Raw genomic sequence first — 16,126 nt, 5'->3', positions numbered from 1 at the left:
TTCGGCCTTATAATCGAACCTATCTACATTTACGATTTCACCACCCACATCCATTGGGGGGTTCTGCAAGCTGATACAATAGAGCAGACAAAATAGATTGTAATAGCCATAAAACAATAGCCATCCGAAATACAGACAAACAAGATGAAAATAATCCAGGAGAGAGTAGAGCGTTATGCCTTATACATCCATACGTGAAGCGGCCGACGAGATTCACTCGGGTCTCATTACCCCGGTAGAGCTGGTCTTAGAGACGTTAGAACAGATTGATGCAGTTGATGGTGAGATTCAGGCTTATGTAACCGTGCTGCGTGAGCAGGCCCTCAAGGATGCCGATCAGGCAGAGCGCGAACAACGTACCGGCCTCTATCGCAGTCCGCTGCATGGGATTCCTATCGCGGTCAAGGATCTGATCGCCGTCAAGGGCTTTCCCACCACTGCCAGCTCAAAAGTGCTGGAGCATAATATTTCAACCGAAGATGCCATGGTGATTGAGCAATTGCGTAAAGCGGGCGCCATTATCATTGGTAAAACCAATACCTTTGAGTTTGCGTACGGTCCTTATGCTCCACCAACGCGTAATCCCTGGGACCACAGCCGTACCACTGGAGGCTCCAGCGGCGGTTCAGCGGCGGCGGTCGCGACCGGGATGAGCCTGGGAGCCATTGGCACCGATACGGGCGGCTCGATTCGTATTCCAGCGGCCTGCTGTGGCATGACCGGACTCAAGCCAACCTATGGCCGTGTCAGTTGCTATGGGGTTGTGCCCTTGAGCTGGTCACTCGATCATGTGGGCCCGATTGGACGCAGTGCCGAGGATTGTGCCATCATCTTTGACGCTATTATGAAATATGATCCACGCGATCCTAACAGCGTCTCAGGACCACCAACGTCGCCCAATCGCGCCACCGCCACCCTGATAGAAGGAGTCGAAGGCCGTGGACCGCTATCCCTGCAGGGATTACGTCTGGGCGTTCCCCAGGACGACTTTGTCAATCCACTTGATCCAGAGGTACGTCTGGCCTGGCGTGCCGCCTGTCGGGTGCTGGAGGAAGAGGGAGCCGAGATCGTCAATATTGAGCTCCCAAAGCCAACCATGGACCTCTATCGCACGGTCCAGAAACCTGAGGCAACCCTGGCCCATATGCAGAAAGGCTGGTATCCCGCCAAAGGTGAACTATATAGCGATCTGGTGCGCACACGACTCCAGGAAGGTGAGCAGATCTCGGCTGTGGCCTATCTGAATGCCCAGCAGGAACGTCGCGTCTTCGCCAGCCGCTTGCGCAGCATCATGCAACGCGTGGATGCCTTCGTGCTACCAACCATTCCCACCCCGGCGATTCCCATTGAGCAAACGAACAAAAGCATTGAAATAGATGGAGTAACCGAAGAGGCCACCAGCGCCTACCTGCGCCTCACCATGCCATTCAACCTGGCTGGCCTGCCCACAGTATCCTTTCCTGCCGGCTTTAACAGTCAGGAGCTACCAATTGGTCTACAGATCGTCGGCAAAGCCTTTGAAGAAGCCACGGTTCTACGAATTGTGCATGCCTATCAGCAACTGACGGACTGGCATCAACGCGGACTGCCAACTCGTGATTAAAAAAAACATCTGATAAAGAAAGAGGAGGAGCGACCAGTGCCTTCCTCCTCTTTCTTTATCAGACAAGAAAAGACGTCAGCAATATGTGCTCAAAATCCGGGGGCATACACTCAGTTCTGCCAGATAATAGCAATTCTGTCACCAACTAGCGGACCTGACCCGTATGTAATATGGGAGCGTGGTAGTAATAAGGAGCATTCATGCAAGACATAGAGCAAGCACAAAATAAAGAATTTTTACAGACAATCGCCAACAATGATTATCAATTACCCGAGGATATAGATGCATTCGCCTTTGCAAAGGCCCTCTTGCCTAATTTCGCCTCGCCAGATCCAGAACTGCGCGATGACCTGAGTTATATTATCCTGGGCAGAAGCATCATCGACGACCAGAAATTAACCACGGAACAACTACAAGAACTACTCTCCATCGCCACTGACAAAGAGCATTTATTCTATGCCATTGGTGAAGCAGACACCGACACAGTATTCATGCGCAGCTTTTCGTGCTTGATCATCGCCTCGATTCTCTTTAATGATGCTCCCAAACCACAATTTCCAGCATCAGCGATTGTCACCACCAAAGAAAAGCTTATGCACTACGCGCAACAAGAAAAAGACTGGCGCGGCTATGTTGAAAACAAAGGCTGGGCTCATGCCATGGCTCATCTTGCGAACGCCCTGGACGAGTGCGCCCAACATCCACATATGTCCGCCAAAGACCGCCAGGATATTCTGATTGGAGTAAGCAAGCTAGTGACCCTGGCCACACCACTCTACCAGGAAGAAGATATCCGCCTGGCAAAAATTCCGCACCATATGATCCTTGGACATCAGGTGGAAGATAGCTTTATCGACAAATGGCTGGAGATGTGCGCTGTCTCGCGTGAACTCGACGTCGTCAGTTGGACCCGCATCACCAATGCCAAGAATGTCCTGCGCAGCCTATACTTTTTGTTACATTGGGACAACATAGCGCCACTCATCACCGAGCGCATCTCCACAACTCTTTCTAAGCTAGATGAAGTCTATTTAGAACAGAAAAGCAACGACAAAGAGTAATGCAAGCATAAAAAAAAGGATGTCGAGTATTGACATCCTTTTTTAACTTGAGAATATATTCATCATCATATATTTATGCTGAACGCTCCATTAAAGACTCTATTTTATCCAGTAAATCATCCAATTCAAAAGGCTTCGGCAAACTGACCAGATCGCGCTTACGCACTTCTTTTTCCGGCATATGCGCACTCATCAGAATCGTCGGCACATCAGCGGTCTCAGTCATTGAACGAACACGATCACACAGCTCCAGGCCATCCATGTGCGGCAAGAGATAATCGGTTATTACCAGACAAGGCTTAATAGAACTCATAACCCTTAACGCTTGCAAACCGTCAGTCACCAATATAGTAGTATACGAAGTCTCTTGAGATAACGCATCGACCAGTAAAGAACCGATGCTATCGTCATCCTCGACAACAAGAATAGTTTTATGTGTTATATCTTTATCCATATGGAATTCTTCTTTAAATGGTTGTTGCATATCAGGCCTCCCCCCCTCACTATAAACAACACTATTTTTTGTTCTAATAGAATAGATTACGACCGGAATGAAGAAGAGGTTTCGCCAAAAGGCCCTGTTTATATTAAATTTCACTTAGGAATAAAGCAGCGATTCTTAGCAAGACATAAATCGAGCTCAAATACATGGCTGAGTTTAGTAATGACACTCTGCACACAATTGTCTTAAGCTCTTAAGTTCTTAAGTTCTTAAGCTAACTGGAGGATAAATTTTGATGAAAAAAAGTATTGACAACTCATAAATGAAAGTGTATACTGCTTCCTGTGGTCGCGAGACTACAGTACTAGCCGAAGTAGCTCAGTGGTAGAGCAACGGTTTTGTAAACCGTCGGTCGTCAGTTCAATCCTGACCTTCGGCTCTTTTCTATTTTTGGCAACCGTTGCCCCTCAAGACCCACCAAACGAGCTCAAGAGCAGAACAATAAACCCCTAAAAACTTTCTACCAGATTGTCACCAATCGTCAATTTTCTAAGAACCGTATATCTTCTACAGGCAGTTTATGAAAGTTGGTCCTCAAGAAAATCCTTTTTGATTTTCCTAAATCCGCCTTTTTGTTTAGCCAGTTTCATATTAGCTACAGGAGAATGCTGTATCTGTCCTTGCCGAGCCACCCGACTTTCAAAGTCCTTGAGATAGTTTTCAGTCACAACTACACTGCTATGTCCCAGGAGCAAAGAGAGCTTATATATATCACCGCCATTCTCTAGAAACATCTTCGAGAAGGTATGCCTAAAAGTATGAGGAGACACACGCACACCTTTTATATCAGTTTTCTTAGCAATCTCTTGTAACATCTGTTCAACACCAAACAATGTAAGCACCTGGCCATGGATACTGATCAACAAAGTTCGCTCAGCCGTATTCTTTGGTTTGCGATAGACATTGATATATTTCCACAAACATTCAGCCACTTCCACACTTAGACCGACCTCACGTTCTTTACGACCCTTGCCCATAACCTTTATAAATGCCTGATCTTTGACACCCAGGTAAACACGATCCAGAGTTAAACCGCACAGCTCAGACAGCCTTATACCAGTATCCAGCAGCAACAGAATAATCATGTAATCTCTATAGCCAGTAGGTGTACGTGTATCACACACATCCAGCATAGCTTTGATTTGCTCAGAGGAGAAAGTCTTAATGACATATCTACCAACCTTCGGATTATCCAGTTTAGAAGCAGGATTCTTCTTTAGGAGCTCCTCTCTCTCACACCAGTTAAAGAAACCCTTAATAGCTTGCACATAACCCTTAACAGTGAGATCACTGATATTATCATCAGAGCCTTTAGGCTTATATGGATGGTTCTCAGTAGACTTAGTGAGCTTCATATGCTCGACGAATAAGCGCAGATGTGTCACCGTCACTTTTTCCAGCCTGGTCACTTCATACTCCTGCTGGAGCACCGCACAAAAATGCGCCAGCTTTTGACGATACCACTCAATAGTCCTATCATTGCATTTAGCCCGACGACTAAGCAGATAACCCTTAACCGCATCAGTAAGTTTCATGTATCACCCTTTCTATAACAGAACAGCTTAATGAGAACCACCAGATAGACGCCTCTTATAGCGATCCCAACACCCAGGACAAAGTAAGCGGATGCGCCATGTGCCGTGTTGATCCTTTCGCCAGGCCAAAGGCTTACAATCAGCCATCTTCTTGCAACTATGGCAATAGGTATGGAACAGATCCATCACACCCTACTTTCTACCAGCCCGAAGGCGGCCAGCTGGAGCAGTTGACTGAACAGGAGCAGAGACAAGGAGCGGAGCCACCAACGCAGAAAGCATCACTATTCCGGCCTGGGCGTCATCGCGTTGTGAAGTCGCCAGAGCGGAGAGCCAGCCCACCAACTCACCGACCCGATAGGAGAGCGGCACCTCCAAATGAAGCTCAACATCAGGAATGCGTACCGTACTATCCAGATATTGAAAAATGGCATGCCGTGAGAAACGACGAGGAGCACGCACTACCGCTAAACCCTCGTCATCCAGAGTATGCATATCAAAGCGATACCAGAACCGGCCCACTGGACGGGCAGCCAGGAACACCGGATCACGTTCAAACTGAGAGAGTTGCGGAGGCAAAGACAGATAACGAGACTGACTCTCTACGATCTTCTTTACCTCCATACGCAGGAGCACAGGAGCCAACTTTTCACAAACACGGTAAAATTGCTGATCATCCTGATCCAGAATGTCTCTAGCAATATTTTCAATTGCCTGTATCGCTTCTTTATTTCCCTCATCAACTAACCGAGAGAGCGCCAGAAGCGGAGCCGGAAGACTTTCTACCATAGAAATCACCTTTCAACTTGAGAGAAGAATATAACTGAGAAAAGAGAAAAAGTATTTTGCACCCCACGTGTTACTGGTTTCGTGGGGTGCGATCCCATAGCCAGCGTGAGAGAACGAACAGCAAGGGAGGACGACCAACGTGTCGTGTGACTAGCGTCTCCACCTGGACACTCTGTGCAGTGCATTCCATGCCGACGGTGCCAAGGTGATATACTCAGATGCTTCCTTAGCACCGTCGCCATTCCAATTCTGGCACAGGTATCCAGGTAGTACGCTTGCTTCGCACCGTCACAGAGCAACGGCATCAAACGTGAACGTTTGTGCCTCAGGAAGCCAGATAATGCCTCAGATGTTTTGGTTAGGCGCGTCATGGAGTTGGGCGCGTGGCGGTTGGCGCTAAAAGATTGAAGAGAAAAGAGCCAGGAGAGAGAAGAGAAAAAAGGGAGAGTAACGACTCTCGCCGACGTGCTCACATAGCGCGTAAGGCGTACAGGCGTACAGGCGTGCAAGAAGCAGCCAGGGCGGAATAGGTGGGCGACCAGGCGTAAGATATCGCGGCCAGGCGCATCATTGCAGAGAAAAGCGTAAGGCCCGACGTGAAAAGTCGGGCGTTGTACAGACGGAGCCAGGCGCAGAGATTGTCCTATCAGACCAGCTGGAGCGATACCCATGAGGCGCACTCCTTTTAACTATTGCCCAGGCGAGCATATTTCCGCTGAACCGATATATGAACCAGAGCCAGCAGTGATTGATAAGCAGCAGCAGCTATGTCAGGTTTATAGAGAGCCAGAGCAGATAAACGACCTAAAGCGCAACCAACACTGACTTCAAAAGGCAAATCATCAGCATTGAAGTAATGATCAAGAATATCATGGTACATATCCTCAAGAACTGCTTGGAGTGTGTAGAAGCGATGTTCATAGTTACCGGATTGAGCATCCAACACGTCATCAAAGAAACAGGTAAAGCCCCATTTACAAGCTTCAGCAAAAAACCGACTACAAACAATCTGGCGATCCAGGCCAGCATCACTCAAAAGCAATGAAGGCGAATAATCTGGTATTTCATTCTCACAAGTTGGAACTACAAAACCAATTGCAGGCAAAGCATCAGTTGTCCGAGCAGGTTTTAACATGTGAATTTCCTTTCAAGTTCGCTAACTATCCAAATCAAAACTTCTAGAAAGAAGATGATATCTGCTAACTTCACTAAGTTCACAATGTTCACAAAATAAATATACACCATCGTTCTCATGATGTCAACCTATTTAACAATATTGATAAAATTCACAATGTTCACAAATAACCATATATCTATACCCATCAATAGACGAAAGTTGGTGTTCTTCACATAAACATTAAGTTGTTGTATAATTTATGTAGTTAACAATTTTCACAAAGTCTACAAAAGAGAGGCCAATTATGAAACTAAGCGATCACTACATGTCAGGCAGAGAAGTACAAAAACTATTAGGGATAACGGAGCCAAAACTAAGAACGCTGGTTAGCAATAACACCCTGACTAAAATTGTCCCACCAGGCAGAAAAACAGGACTCTATATCAAATCAGAGGTATACAATTATGCCGAGAGGTGGGAAGCTTTTTTATTAGCAAAAGAGCCACCCAAGGCTAGCTTTGCTATTGCTAAAGTAGAAGACATGCCAGCCGAGTATGAACTTGCTAAACGCGTCCTGGGTGCAACGATGGCTATAGAGCAGCGCCAGGCATGGATCAAGAAGAACCCTGAATGTGATTTTATCGTCAAATATAATGATCGCGTAGTAGCCTATCTAACCTTGCTTCCACTCAAGCACCAGGTAATAGAAAACTTTATGCAAGGAAAAATCAGAGGGTGGGAGATCCAGGAGGAAGACATCGAAACCTACGAGCCAGGTAAGCAGCTGGAGTGCATCATTATGGGCACGGCCAGCGATCCAGATATGGGAGAAGAAGCGAAAAAGGGCTATATGCTTATTCTCATCAGAGGATTAATGAGATTCTTAGAAGAATTAGGCGAGAGAGGCATATATATAAACAAAGTCTATTCCACTAGCGAAACACCGACTGGTATTGCAATGTCTCTACATCTAGGAATGGAAGAGTTAAAACCCCGTTTAGGTAAGCGTTTACGTTTCGTTCTGGACGTGCAGCAATCAGACCATTTTCTCTTTAAATCCTACAAAGAGAGCCTAGCCAGATGGGAGAATGCACAAAAAGTTGAAATCAAGTAACAGCCTAAAACCATATATCTTCTGCCCCAAAACGGGCTTTAAAATTCAGCGAAACCAGCAAAGAAGCGTTACGAGGAGGCAACCCCGTAACGCTACAATTTTGTAAACCGTCGGTCGTCAGTTCAATCCTGACCTTCGGCTCTTTTTTTTGCCCTCAAATATTATCCTTCACAACTGATCAGCTCAAGCACAAAGCGAGCTCATATCCCCCCTCTCCGCTACTGTTATCTGTTGCGAATTTCCATGTCAAAAAGAAGATTATCCCCGGGAGCCTTCCTCACGATGGGAAGAGAAACTGGGTTCAGCTCGTTCCCTCCCAGCCACTCAGGGCAGTTGATCAATGAAGATAGATACACACCTAGTAGATACTGATATCAACCTGCAAATTCACATACGAGGGGTATGACTTCCCATTCTGTGTTCCACGGTAGCCAGTACTGGAAGCTGTCTTAGTCATGGTGACCTTAAAGGTTGGTCCGGATTCATAGGTCAGGCCATAGGTGCTGGCTGCACGACTGTTGAAAAGGTTATTCGCAACCACAGTAAACTTACGCGGATTGGCGCGACCACCACTGGGGTTTACATTGTCAGGGCTGCTGAAAATATCATCGGTCGGACTCATCGGCCGGTTATATTTTTCGTGTCCGGTCAGGGATGTTTTCCAGCCTGCAATGGTGGCTTTCTTCAGCGCAAGATTATAGGTATCACCCCTGGTTAGATACGTGAACTGTGTACCAGTGATCGTGAAATCGCTCCCACTGCCCCGGTGAGCATTGGAGAGATCGACAATGGTAACACCACCAGTGCCGATAACCTGGATCTGAGCCATAGAGGTATCGGCGTCTGTAAGCACTAATGCTGTATTCTCATCAACCCCAAATCCCATTCTGGTGCCGGTATCGCTGAGCAGGCGCAATGTACGCCCCTGACGAGCTCGCTGACTATAATGCGAATCGGTCAGACCATAGGTAAAAAAATTGAAGCCGCCTTGTGGATCATAGGATAGATCATCGGGATAGGCAGGATTGACAGATGTGTGGGATCCATTTTTCAGCGCATCATAGCTTTCGCCACCGGTGAACATCGGTTTGCTCTGTACTTCGGTTCCAGCGCTACTCCCAGCAATCACTGCTCCATTGTTGTATCTGGCACGTAGGGTTGCCAACGCGAGTGAGTCGATCCGATTTGAGGTATAGAAACAGGTAATCAAACGCTTCTGATCACCACCTGCAATAAAGAAACCAGTCATGCGCTTCATCTGGTCAACCACAGTCTGCGAAGAATTGTTGTTGATAGCATCAAGATCAATAGGGATCCATTGCGCATCAAGCGCATGGTAGGTGTTCTTAAACAATGCGATGTAAGATTGTGCATTCGCATACGAATTGTTAGCACTAGAGGTTCCAGCATCTGGATCCTGGCTACGCGGAATGGAGGCAGCCGTAATGACGCCAATACGAGCGGTGGACGTCCCGCCTGCCAGTGAAACGATTTTGTTGTAGACATCAGCATTCTTCTTACGAAGATGTCCACCAACCAGCACCATATTTCGGCTGACCACGGCATGGGCATGATATGAGGTGAGTTCCAACAGAAAAACAACACAGCTACAGAGAAGCATTAGAGTAAGAAAGCGATGAAGGAGGAGTCGTCTGTTCATATGCTTGAACCCTTTCATCCGCTAAAAAAAAAGAGGACTACCTATCACATGCTTATCTTCTCACATTTTTGGATAATGTTATTCGTGCCAGGTGCGAAGGATAGTGTATCATAATCACTCAGAAACTATCTACAGCACAATACGAGCAATACAAACTATACCTGGATAATGATTTGGGGAAAAGTTCAAATAAAAAGCAGGGAGCCTACACGGCTGGAGTGTAAGGTCCCTGTTTGCATGGGTGGTCAGATAAATTTTATAGCTCTAGCTTCCAGGGTCCAAAGGCTGGAATGGCGGCATCCGTCCCATCGGTGATGTTGCAGTATGGATTGAGTCCCCAGCCATACCAGAGATAGGTGGCGGCGGGCAGGGGATCGTCGTTCAGATGCAAGGTCACGGTATCACCGTCCAGCGTGGTTTTATAGATGCGGGGGAGTTCGCGCTCATCCTCGGTACGCAGGCTAAAACCAGCCGGTCGTCCGCTGGCATGCAGTCCACCACGTACAGGCCGATAGGTAATGTGGATACGAGCTTGCACTGGATCAAGGTTTACAGAGAGAATATCCGGTGTGCGCTGACCATCTACCACATTAGCCAGACGCCGGCCAAGGCGCTTGAGTCCCTGAGTACTGATGTGAATCAAGTCGTCAAGTTCCAGATCAATAGCCGAAACCATAGCGATACCCGGCAACTCATGCTGAAGGGCACACTGTGCCCCTCGGATACCGTTCCAGCCATCAGGACTCTCCTCAGAAATCAGGCGTCCGATCTGTACATAGTAGAATGGCAGGTTCGCGCTAGCCAGATCGATTCTCAAAGACTGGATAAGCGTGCGCATACGCTGCTGGTAGAGCGGTACATCTTCAGTATTACAATCGCTCTCACCCTGATACCAGAGGATACCTGCCACTTTACCGCCTACCGCTTTCACGCGCTCACACAGGGATCCATAAAGCGAGGCACCACCCTGATCGCGTAATTGGGGATCCCATTGCTGCATCGACGTGCCACCATGGGCGGATGGAATCAGGCCAATTGGCACTCCAGTACGCGCATAGCGTTCTTTAGCAAAGGTCAATCCCAGTCCAGCACCCTTCACGCGCAATGAATCACGCTCGGGCATATCCTCCACACGTTCACGTCCCTGGAGGATATGATGGACCAGGCGTGGTGATTCCTCAAGCCAATGGAGAGGCTCTTCAGCTTGCGCCCATTGCTCACGCGACTGAAAGGAATGCACAAAGGGGGATGGCTTCTCCTCATCAAGCAGGTCGCCGATCCCCTCCATATTACTCTGTCCAGCCAGCACCCAGAGATCGCCCACCAATACATCATGGGCATCACCGATAGTATAGGGACCACCAACCGACAGCTCAAGCACCTCATCATTGGCCGTTTGCACCCGCGCCATATTATTAGCATCACGCTGCAACACTTGATAACTCTGCACATTCGTATACATTGTTTCCTCAATATCATGTTGTCATCAACAAAAAAATACAATCTCAATCAAGAGATATCTATATTTTTACCGCAATAAAATAAAGATAGCACATTGAATCAAAAACTACACAGAAATGCACAAGGTCAATATAAACATAATTTTCCCACTCCGGTACTGAAAGATCCTGGCAATACAATTCAATGACCTCATCTGATTATGACTTTGAATCGTATTACTCATTGAAGGTTCCATATATAGGATCTTTCGGTATTGATCTTTTTTTAATCTATTAACAAGGGGTAAAGAAAAATGATGAGCCTTGTTCTCGGCGCAACACTTAACCCTGGCGGAATCATTGCCTGGGTCATTATTGGTCTGGTTGCCGGCTGGTTGGCTGGCGTAGTCATGCCAGGTAAAGGCTATGGCGTAATTGGTGACCTTATTCTCGGTCTGGTCGGTGCTCTGATTGGCGGCTTCGTCGTTGGTCTGCTGGCACCAGATGCCTCATTTGGCTTCTGGGGTAGCCTGGTTGTTGCTTTTATCGCAGCATGTATCCTTGTTGCAATTTTGCACGCAGTCACCGGTCGCAGAAGAATATAAACCCTTTAGCTCAGTGAATACAAAGAAAGGCGAGAAAGAGCAGAAGCTTTTTCTCGCCTTGCTTTTTGCCGTAATTTATGCTTTCTTTTTTCACAAAAAAAGAGACGGCCCAAGCAGATAAATCGCTACTCACACAACTAATATAATCCCAACGTATTTTCCAGGTACTCGTACTCCCCAAATCGGACTCAGATACGAGCGCTTATCCTCATCCTTGTTTAGCCGATCACTATCCTTGTTTAGCATGTCATCACCCTTCCTATGAATATCCTTAATGCAAAACCATATTAATAATAACTATCTTTTTATACTACTCTTTACTCTTATCACCGGATAAAAAACTCCACATAGTGGGCTTTGCTTGCTCAGATCTGAGATTACTATTTATGTGGCATGGGTGCAGTTGCTACAATTGTAAGATTACTAAATTACTATTGATGCTTGAGCAACAGATCATTAAAAGTATATTTTTATGGAAATAAATGCAGTTAAGTCTTGACATTTTATTGAAATTTACCTATTCTATACGCGGTGATATAGGTATTATACGATGTGAAAATCAAATAGGATCTGGAAAGGTAATGGTACGGTACAGTTATAGGATGGGATTATGGAAGGTTGATATCATCCTGGATTCTATTTTAGTGAGAAGGCATGCAATATGTCTGGAAAATCTGCACAGGTTGAGTTTAACAGTATAACTCAACTGGTGGGGACACGCTCAGGCTTCTGGGGAGGATGGTTGAACCTGACGGCTCCCCCGCGCAATGAGCAAACCATGGCGAGCCCACAGTTACGCGAAAGGATGCGTAAAGCAGAACTGACAGCTTATTTCCTCTTCGTCGTGGCTTTTTTTGTCATCTTCGATTTAATTCTGGCGCTGGCCGCTGGCCACTTCATGAGCGTCATCTATGTCCTGATATTTATGGCATTTCTAGGGCTACTGGCTTTTTTGAATCGCACTGGTCGTACACAAACATCTGGAGTGCTACTGGTTTCTGCGATGATTATCTCAATTATCTTTGTGATTGCTTTTACCCCTTCGACCACTTCAGCAATCGATCTCTTTCCCACCTATGATTTCTTTGCCTACCCGATTGCCCTGGGTAGTATCTTTATTCCCCGAAAATTTATTTTTCCTCTTACAATAGTTGCGATTGCATTTATTATCTTTAATCTCCTGTTCCAGCAACATGCAGTCGACATTGAGAGAGTAAAAGGCACCAGTAAAGTGATTATCTGGCTGATCCGGCCAGCGGCAGTGCTACTGGTAATTGCAATTGTAAACTGGTTGGGGATGCGAAGTGTAGAACAGTCACTCCTACGTGCTGACCGGGCGGAGGAACTTGTAGCGGCACAAAATCAGGTGGCGCTGCAAGCACATGAAATCGCACAACAAAAGGCTAACCTGGAAGGTGAAATCGCGCAGATCTTAATGGTACACCGCGAGGCCGCGACGGGTAATTATGCGGTCCGGGCACCTGTACGTGCCAATGATGCGATCTGGCAGATTGGTCGCTCCCTGAATAATTTGCTGGCACGCTATGAGCAGTTTGCCCATGATCAACGCGAGCTATCTATGCAACAAGAGGATATTGAAAAGGTTGCTTTTTATATTGAAAGTATACGACGAGGACAAAAAGTAACGCCACCGCTCTGCCATTCGCTGGCAGGCAAACGCATTTTAACCGCGCTGGGTGCCACAGTACTCCCGACTGAGCAAAAGCCATTCTCTCCCGTCAGTAGTGAGCAAAAGCCATTTTCTCCTGCTGGAGGAGAACAACGACAATTCACGCCTCCCGGAGTTGAACAACGGCCATTTCCTACAGCGACACCTTATCCATGGAACAATCCGAGCCGCCGATTACCAGATACGCGCTCAAACGAGGCTCAAAATAGGAATCCCTCTAATGAAAGGACATATTGATTATGCCTGATGTGACTAATATCAGCGATGCGGATGCTCCATTGGAGCAAGAGAACCATGCAGCGCTACCTGGATCAGAGCTAGAAGGACCCGCCAGTAAAGTCGGCGCTCTTTTTCAAATAGTGTATTTTCTGGCTAATCTGGCGACCAATGCGATCCTGCTGCCGATTATTATTTTCTTGATTCCACACCAGATTCAGATACTGGATGCCGCCAATCACGTCACGAGCCTGGGAATTGTGGAATCGATTGGAGGCATATTCTATCTGATCTCCGCGCCACTGGCCGGTGCACTCAGTGATCGCTCTACCTCACGGTTGGGTCGCCGACGCTTCTGGATGCTGATCCATATGCTGTGTGCCTCGGCGGCAATCGTATTGCTGGCCAATGCGCCCGCGGTCTGGATGCTGATCCTGGGCTGGTCATTGCTGCAATTCTTCGGAGGGGCATTACTGACAGTTGTCCAGACAATTATCCCGGATCAAGTGCCGGTGCGCCAGCGTGGTATGATCTCGGCATATGCAGGACTGGCTATCCCACTGGCCGCTGTCCTGGGTGGGGTCGTGGTCGCCGTCGTATTTAAGAATACGCCGCTGGCCTCATACTATGTCTTTCTGATTTTCCTCATCATCGCGGTACTGCTCCTGTTCGCGATCCTGAAAGACCGCGTACTGCCCAGAGAAAAACAGGAACCATTCCAGTTGGGAAGCTTCCTGCGGCGCTTCTGGGTTGATCCCCGCCAGCATCCTGATTTTGCCTGGGGCCTGATCACGCGCCTGTTACTATTCCTGGGCTACTATGCCGTTTCCACCTATTTACAATATTTCATCCAGGACGGCATCCACTACACCAGACTTTTTCCAGGCAAGCAGGCGATTCAAGGAACGCTACAGGTCCAGAGCATTATGACGGTCATGATCCTGATCTGCTCGTTTACGGCCGGTATTATCTCCGATAAGATCGGACGACGTAAGCCGGTGGTGATCGCGTCGGCATTGGTGATCGCAGTCGCCCTGTTTGTACCGGCCATCTCACCAACCTGGACCGCGGTCATGATCTTCGCCGTCCTGCTGGGCGCAGGCTATGGTGGTTATCTAGCCGTGGATACCGCGCTGATCACCCAGGTACTGCCATCCGCGAACGATCGCGCAAAGGACCTGGGCATCATCAACCTGGCCCTGTCAATTCCATTGATCGTCTCGCCACTAATCGCGGCAGGACTGGTCAATAGCCTGGGCTATCCAGCGCTCTTCGCGGTCGCCGGTATACTGGCAGCCCTGGGCGGTATCCTGGTAATGCGTATCAAGAGCGTCCGCTAAATTTTTCTCTACAGGATGATAGATAGAAAGATAGAAATAGTATATGTTGGATCTACATCAACCAGAAAATCTCTTGCAAACATTTGTCAAAGTGCGCTCCTCACTCAAACCGGATGAGATCATTTTCGCCTGGAGCGGCAATATTTATAGTGTCATTCCGGGACAGCGAAACCGCTTGCTCTTCAGTATAGATGGCTACAATGTCGGGCGCTGTATAGAGGTACCGGGCGGCTATCAACATCTGATGAGAGAAGTCACCTTCTATAAAGATCCTGCCAGCGGCGAAATTCTGGAGCACTGGCAGAATCCTTTCACGGAACAGGCAGTTAACGTTGTCCATGTCTGGAACGATCCGGTCAACCAGCAATATTTACTGGATGGTCCATATGGAAAATTCGTCCTGCCCATCACGCCATTAGGCAAGGATCGTCTGTGTGCCAGTATGGATATTATGCTGGCCTATCCCTCTCCGCTACCCCGTGCCCAGTATCCACAATATTCACAAAGTGATCTTTATCAGGGCGCGGAAATGTTCCAGTTTTTCTTTAGCCGACAAGATGCCGAGAATCCCGACCTGTTCTCCATCCCCTGCGATATCTCATGGACCCGCCTGGGTCCCTGGCTCCCCTGGATGGAGATGGCGGATCGTCCAGGCTCATTGCTCTATCACTGTAGCGGCTACAAATTAACCGAGGGCTATCAGGAAATTCCAGTCGCGGTGCGCAACTATGTTGAACAGCAGCAACCCAAATATATGCACGCACCAGACGAATTCACCCGCCCCAACGAAACATCCTGGACCTACTTCAAAAAACACCGCGCACAAAAATAACCGCGAGTAATACGAACCGTAGCAGCAGCACTTGCCGCCCATACTTTTCGCTTAAGCGCTTTTGTGACCATAAAAATATGGTGGAGAAAAGCAGCGGATCGTACGTCGAGTGGGCGCCACACGCGGAGGCCGGCATGCGGCGTGATCGTGGAGCGAGGGGCTCAACGAGCAGCGCATGCCTGTGGCGCCTACCCCGATACGGATCCTGTTTCGTGATCCTCTCCGAGAAGGTACGGGGAGGATCCACGCGCTCTCCCACCACGTTGCTGCGCGAGCAGGCCACGGCACCCACGATCCCTGTAGGCGCCACAGCACTGCGCGTCGTTCGAGCACACTGGCCTGCGCAAACGCAGCAGTGCGGCCTCCGCGTGTGGCGCCCCCTCGACGTACACATGGCTTGCTGGTCACGTCCAACCATCTCTCAATGCAGCGCTAAACGAAAAGTGCCCGTTTTGCCATTGGCCAACAGAGTCCTTAAGCGCATCCTGGTCGGGATGGGGAGACCTGTCGTACCAGCAGCGCTGGTCGCTGCGGCCTGTTGGCGTACGCGAAGGCACGCGCTGAGCGCGCCTGGAGGCGCTTGCCCTCATGTTTGAGGGACATGGCTTACGCAATCAGGTCGC

General features: G+C 48.1%; 14 protein-coding genes and 1 tRNA gene. 9 read left to right on the top strand and 6 right to left on the bottom strand.

The window, feature by feature from the left end; all coding sequences use genetic code 11:
* Window positions 1-175 precede the first annotated feature (175 nt).
* Window positions 176-1,603, top strand: a complete 1,428-nt coding sequence (locus tag KDW_RS11065) for an amidase (protein ID WP_151755998.1) — start codon at window positions 176-178, stop codon at window positions 1,601-1,603.
* Between the two features lie 200 nt (window positions 1,604-1,803).
* On the top strand, window positions 1,804-2,664 hold the full coding sequence (locus KDW_RS11060; protein ID WP_151755997.1) for a DUF2785 domain-containing protein: 861 nt from the start codon (window positions 1,804-1,806) through the stop codon (window positions 2,662-2,664).
* A gap of 73 nt (window positions 2,665-2,737) precedes the next feature.
* On the opposite strand, the gene KDW_RS11055 is transcribed toward KDW_RS11060, so the two are convergent.
* Window positions 2,738-3,148: a response regulator transcription factor gene (locus tag KDW_RS11055; RefSeq protein WP_151755996.1), complete on the bottom strand. Its 411-nt coding sequence runs from the start codon at window positions 3,146-3,148 to the stop codon at window positions 2,738-2,740.
* Between the two features lie 325 nt (window positions 3,149-3,473).
* Between KDW_RS11055 and KDW_RS11050 the strand changes: the two genes are divergently transcribed.
* A tRNA-Thr gene (locus tag KDW_RS11050) sits at window positions 3,474-3,545 on the top strand.
* A gap of 139 nt (window positions 3,546-3,684) precedes the next feature.
* On the opposite strand, the gene KDW_RS11045 is transcribed toward KDW_RS11050, so the two are convergent.
* The 3 genes from KDW_RS11045 to KDW_RS11035 form a co-directional block, all read right to left on the bottom strand.
* Complete coding sequence (locus KDW_RS11045) at window positions 3,685-4,701, bottom strand: tyrosine-type recombinase/integrase (protein ID WP_151755995.1); 1,017 nt, start codon at window positions 4,699-4,701, stop codon at window positions 3,685-3,687.
* A 192-nt stretch (window positions 4,702-4,893) separates the two neighbouring features.
* A complete protein-coding gene (locus tag KDW_RS11040) occupies window positions 4,894-5,490 on the bottom strand; it encodes a hypothetical protein (protein ID WP_151755994.1) in 597 nt (198 codons plus the stop codon).
* A 685-nt stretch (window positions 5,491-6,175) separates the two neighbouring features.
* Window positions 6,176-6,625 (bottom strand): hypothetical protein, encoded by a 450-nt coding sequence (locus tag KDW_RS11035; protein ID WP_151755993.1) that lies wholly within the window; start codon window positions 6,623-6,625, stop codon window positions 6,176-6,178.
* A gap of 286 nt (window positions 6,626-6,911) precedes the next feature.
* Between KDW_RS11035 and KDW_RS11030 the strand changes: the two genes are divergently transcribed.
* A complete protein-coding gene (locus tag KDW_RS11030; RefSeq protein WP_151755992.1) occupies window positions 6,912-7,721 on the top strand; it encodes a hypothetical protein in 810 nt (269 codons plus the stop codon).
* 358 nt (window positions 7,722-8,079) lie between these two features.
* Here the strand turns inward: KDW_RS11030 and KDW_RS11025 are convergent, their stop codons facing one another.
* Entirely contained in the window at window positions 8,080-9,381 is a 1,302-nt protein-coding gene (locus tag KDW_RS11025) for a cyanophycinase (RefSeq protein ID WP_170296544.1), read from the bottom strand.
* Window positions 9,382-9,637: 256 nt separating this feature from the next.
* Window positions 9,638-10,843 (bottom strand): sialate O-acetylesterase, encoded by a 1,206-nt coding sequence (locus KDW_RS11020; protein ID WP_151755991.1) that lies wholly within the window; start codon window positions 10,841-10,843, stop codon window positions 9,638-9,640.
* A 291-nt stretch (window positions 10,844-11,134) separates the two neighbouring features.
* On the opposite strand from KDW_RS11020, the gene KDW_RS11015 reads away from it, so the two are divergent.
* From KDW_RS11015 to KDW_RS10995, 5 genes are all read left to right on the top strand, one after another.
* Complete coding sequence (locus KDW_RS11015; protein ID WP_233097672.1) at window positions 11,135-11,425, top strand: GlsB/YeaQ/YmgE family stress response membrane protein; 291 nt, start codon at window positions 11,135-11,137, stop codon at window positions 11,423-11,425.
* Between the two features lie 661 nt (window positions 11,426-12,086).
* Window positions 12,087-13,352, top strand: a complete 1,266-nt coding sequence (locus KDW_RS11010) for a methyl-accepting chemotaxis protein (RefSeq protein WP_151755990.1) — start codon at window positions 12,087-12,089, stop codon at window positions 13,350-13,352.
* A gap of 2 nt (window positions 13,353-13,354) precedes the next feature.
* The gene (locus tag KDW_RS11005; protein ID WP_151755989.1) at window positions 13,355-14,671 is read left to right on the top strand and encodes an MFS transporter; all 1,317 of its coding nucleotides are present in this window, start codon (window positions 13,355-13,357) and stop codon (window positions 14,669-14,671) included.
* A 43-nt stretch (window positions 14,672-14,714) separates the two neighbouring features.
* Window positions 14,715-15,503 carry a DUF1838 family protein gene (locus KDW_RS11000; RefSeq protein ID WP_151755988.1) on the top strand — a complete coding sequence of 263 codons (789 nt, stop codon included), beginning with the start codon at window positions 14,715-14,717 and terminating at the stop codon, window positions 15,501-15,503.
* A 212-nt stretch (window positions 15,504-15,715) separates the two neighbouring features.
* Window positions 15,716-16,099, top strand: a complete 384-nt coding sequence (locus KDW_RS10995) for a hypothetical protein (protein ID WP_151755987.1) — start codon at window positions 15,716-15,718, stop codon at window positions 16,097-16,099.
* Window positions 16,100-16,126: the final 27 nt, after the last annotated feature.

Origin of the sequence: Dictyobacter vulcani (assembly GCF_008974265.1) — a bacterium.
Taxonomy (GTDB): Bacteria; Chloroflexota; Ktedonobacteria; order Ktedonobacterales; family Ktedonobacteraceae; genus Dictyobacter; species Dictyobacter vulcani.
Note: the sequence above shows the minus strand (reverse complement) of the source record. Positions and strands in the feature narration are given on the sequence as shown.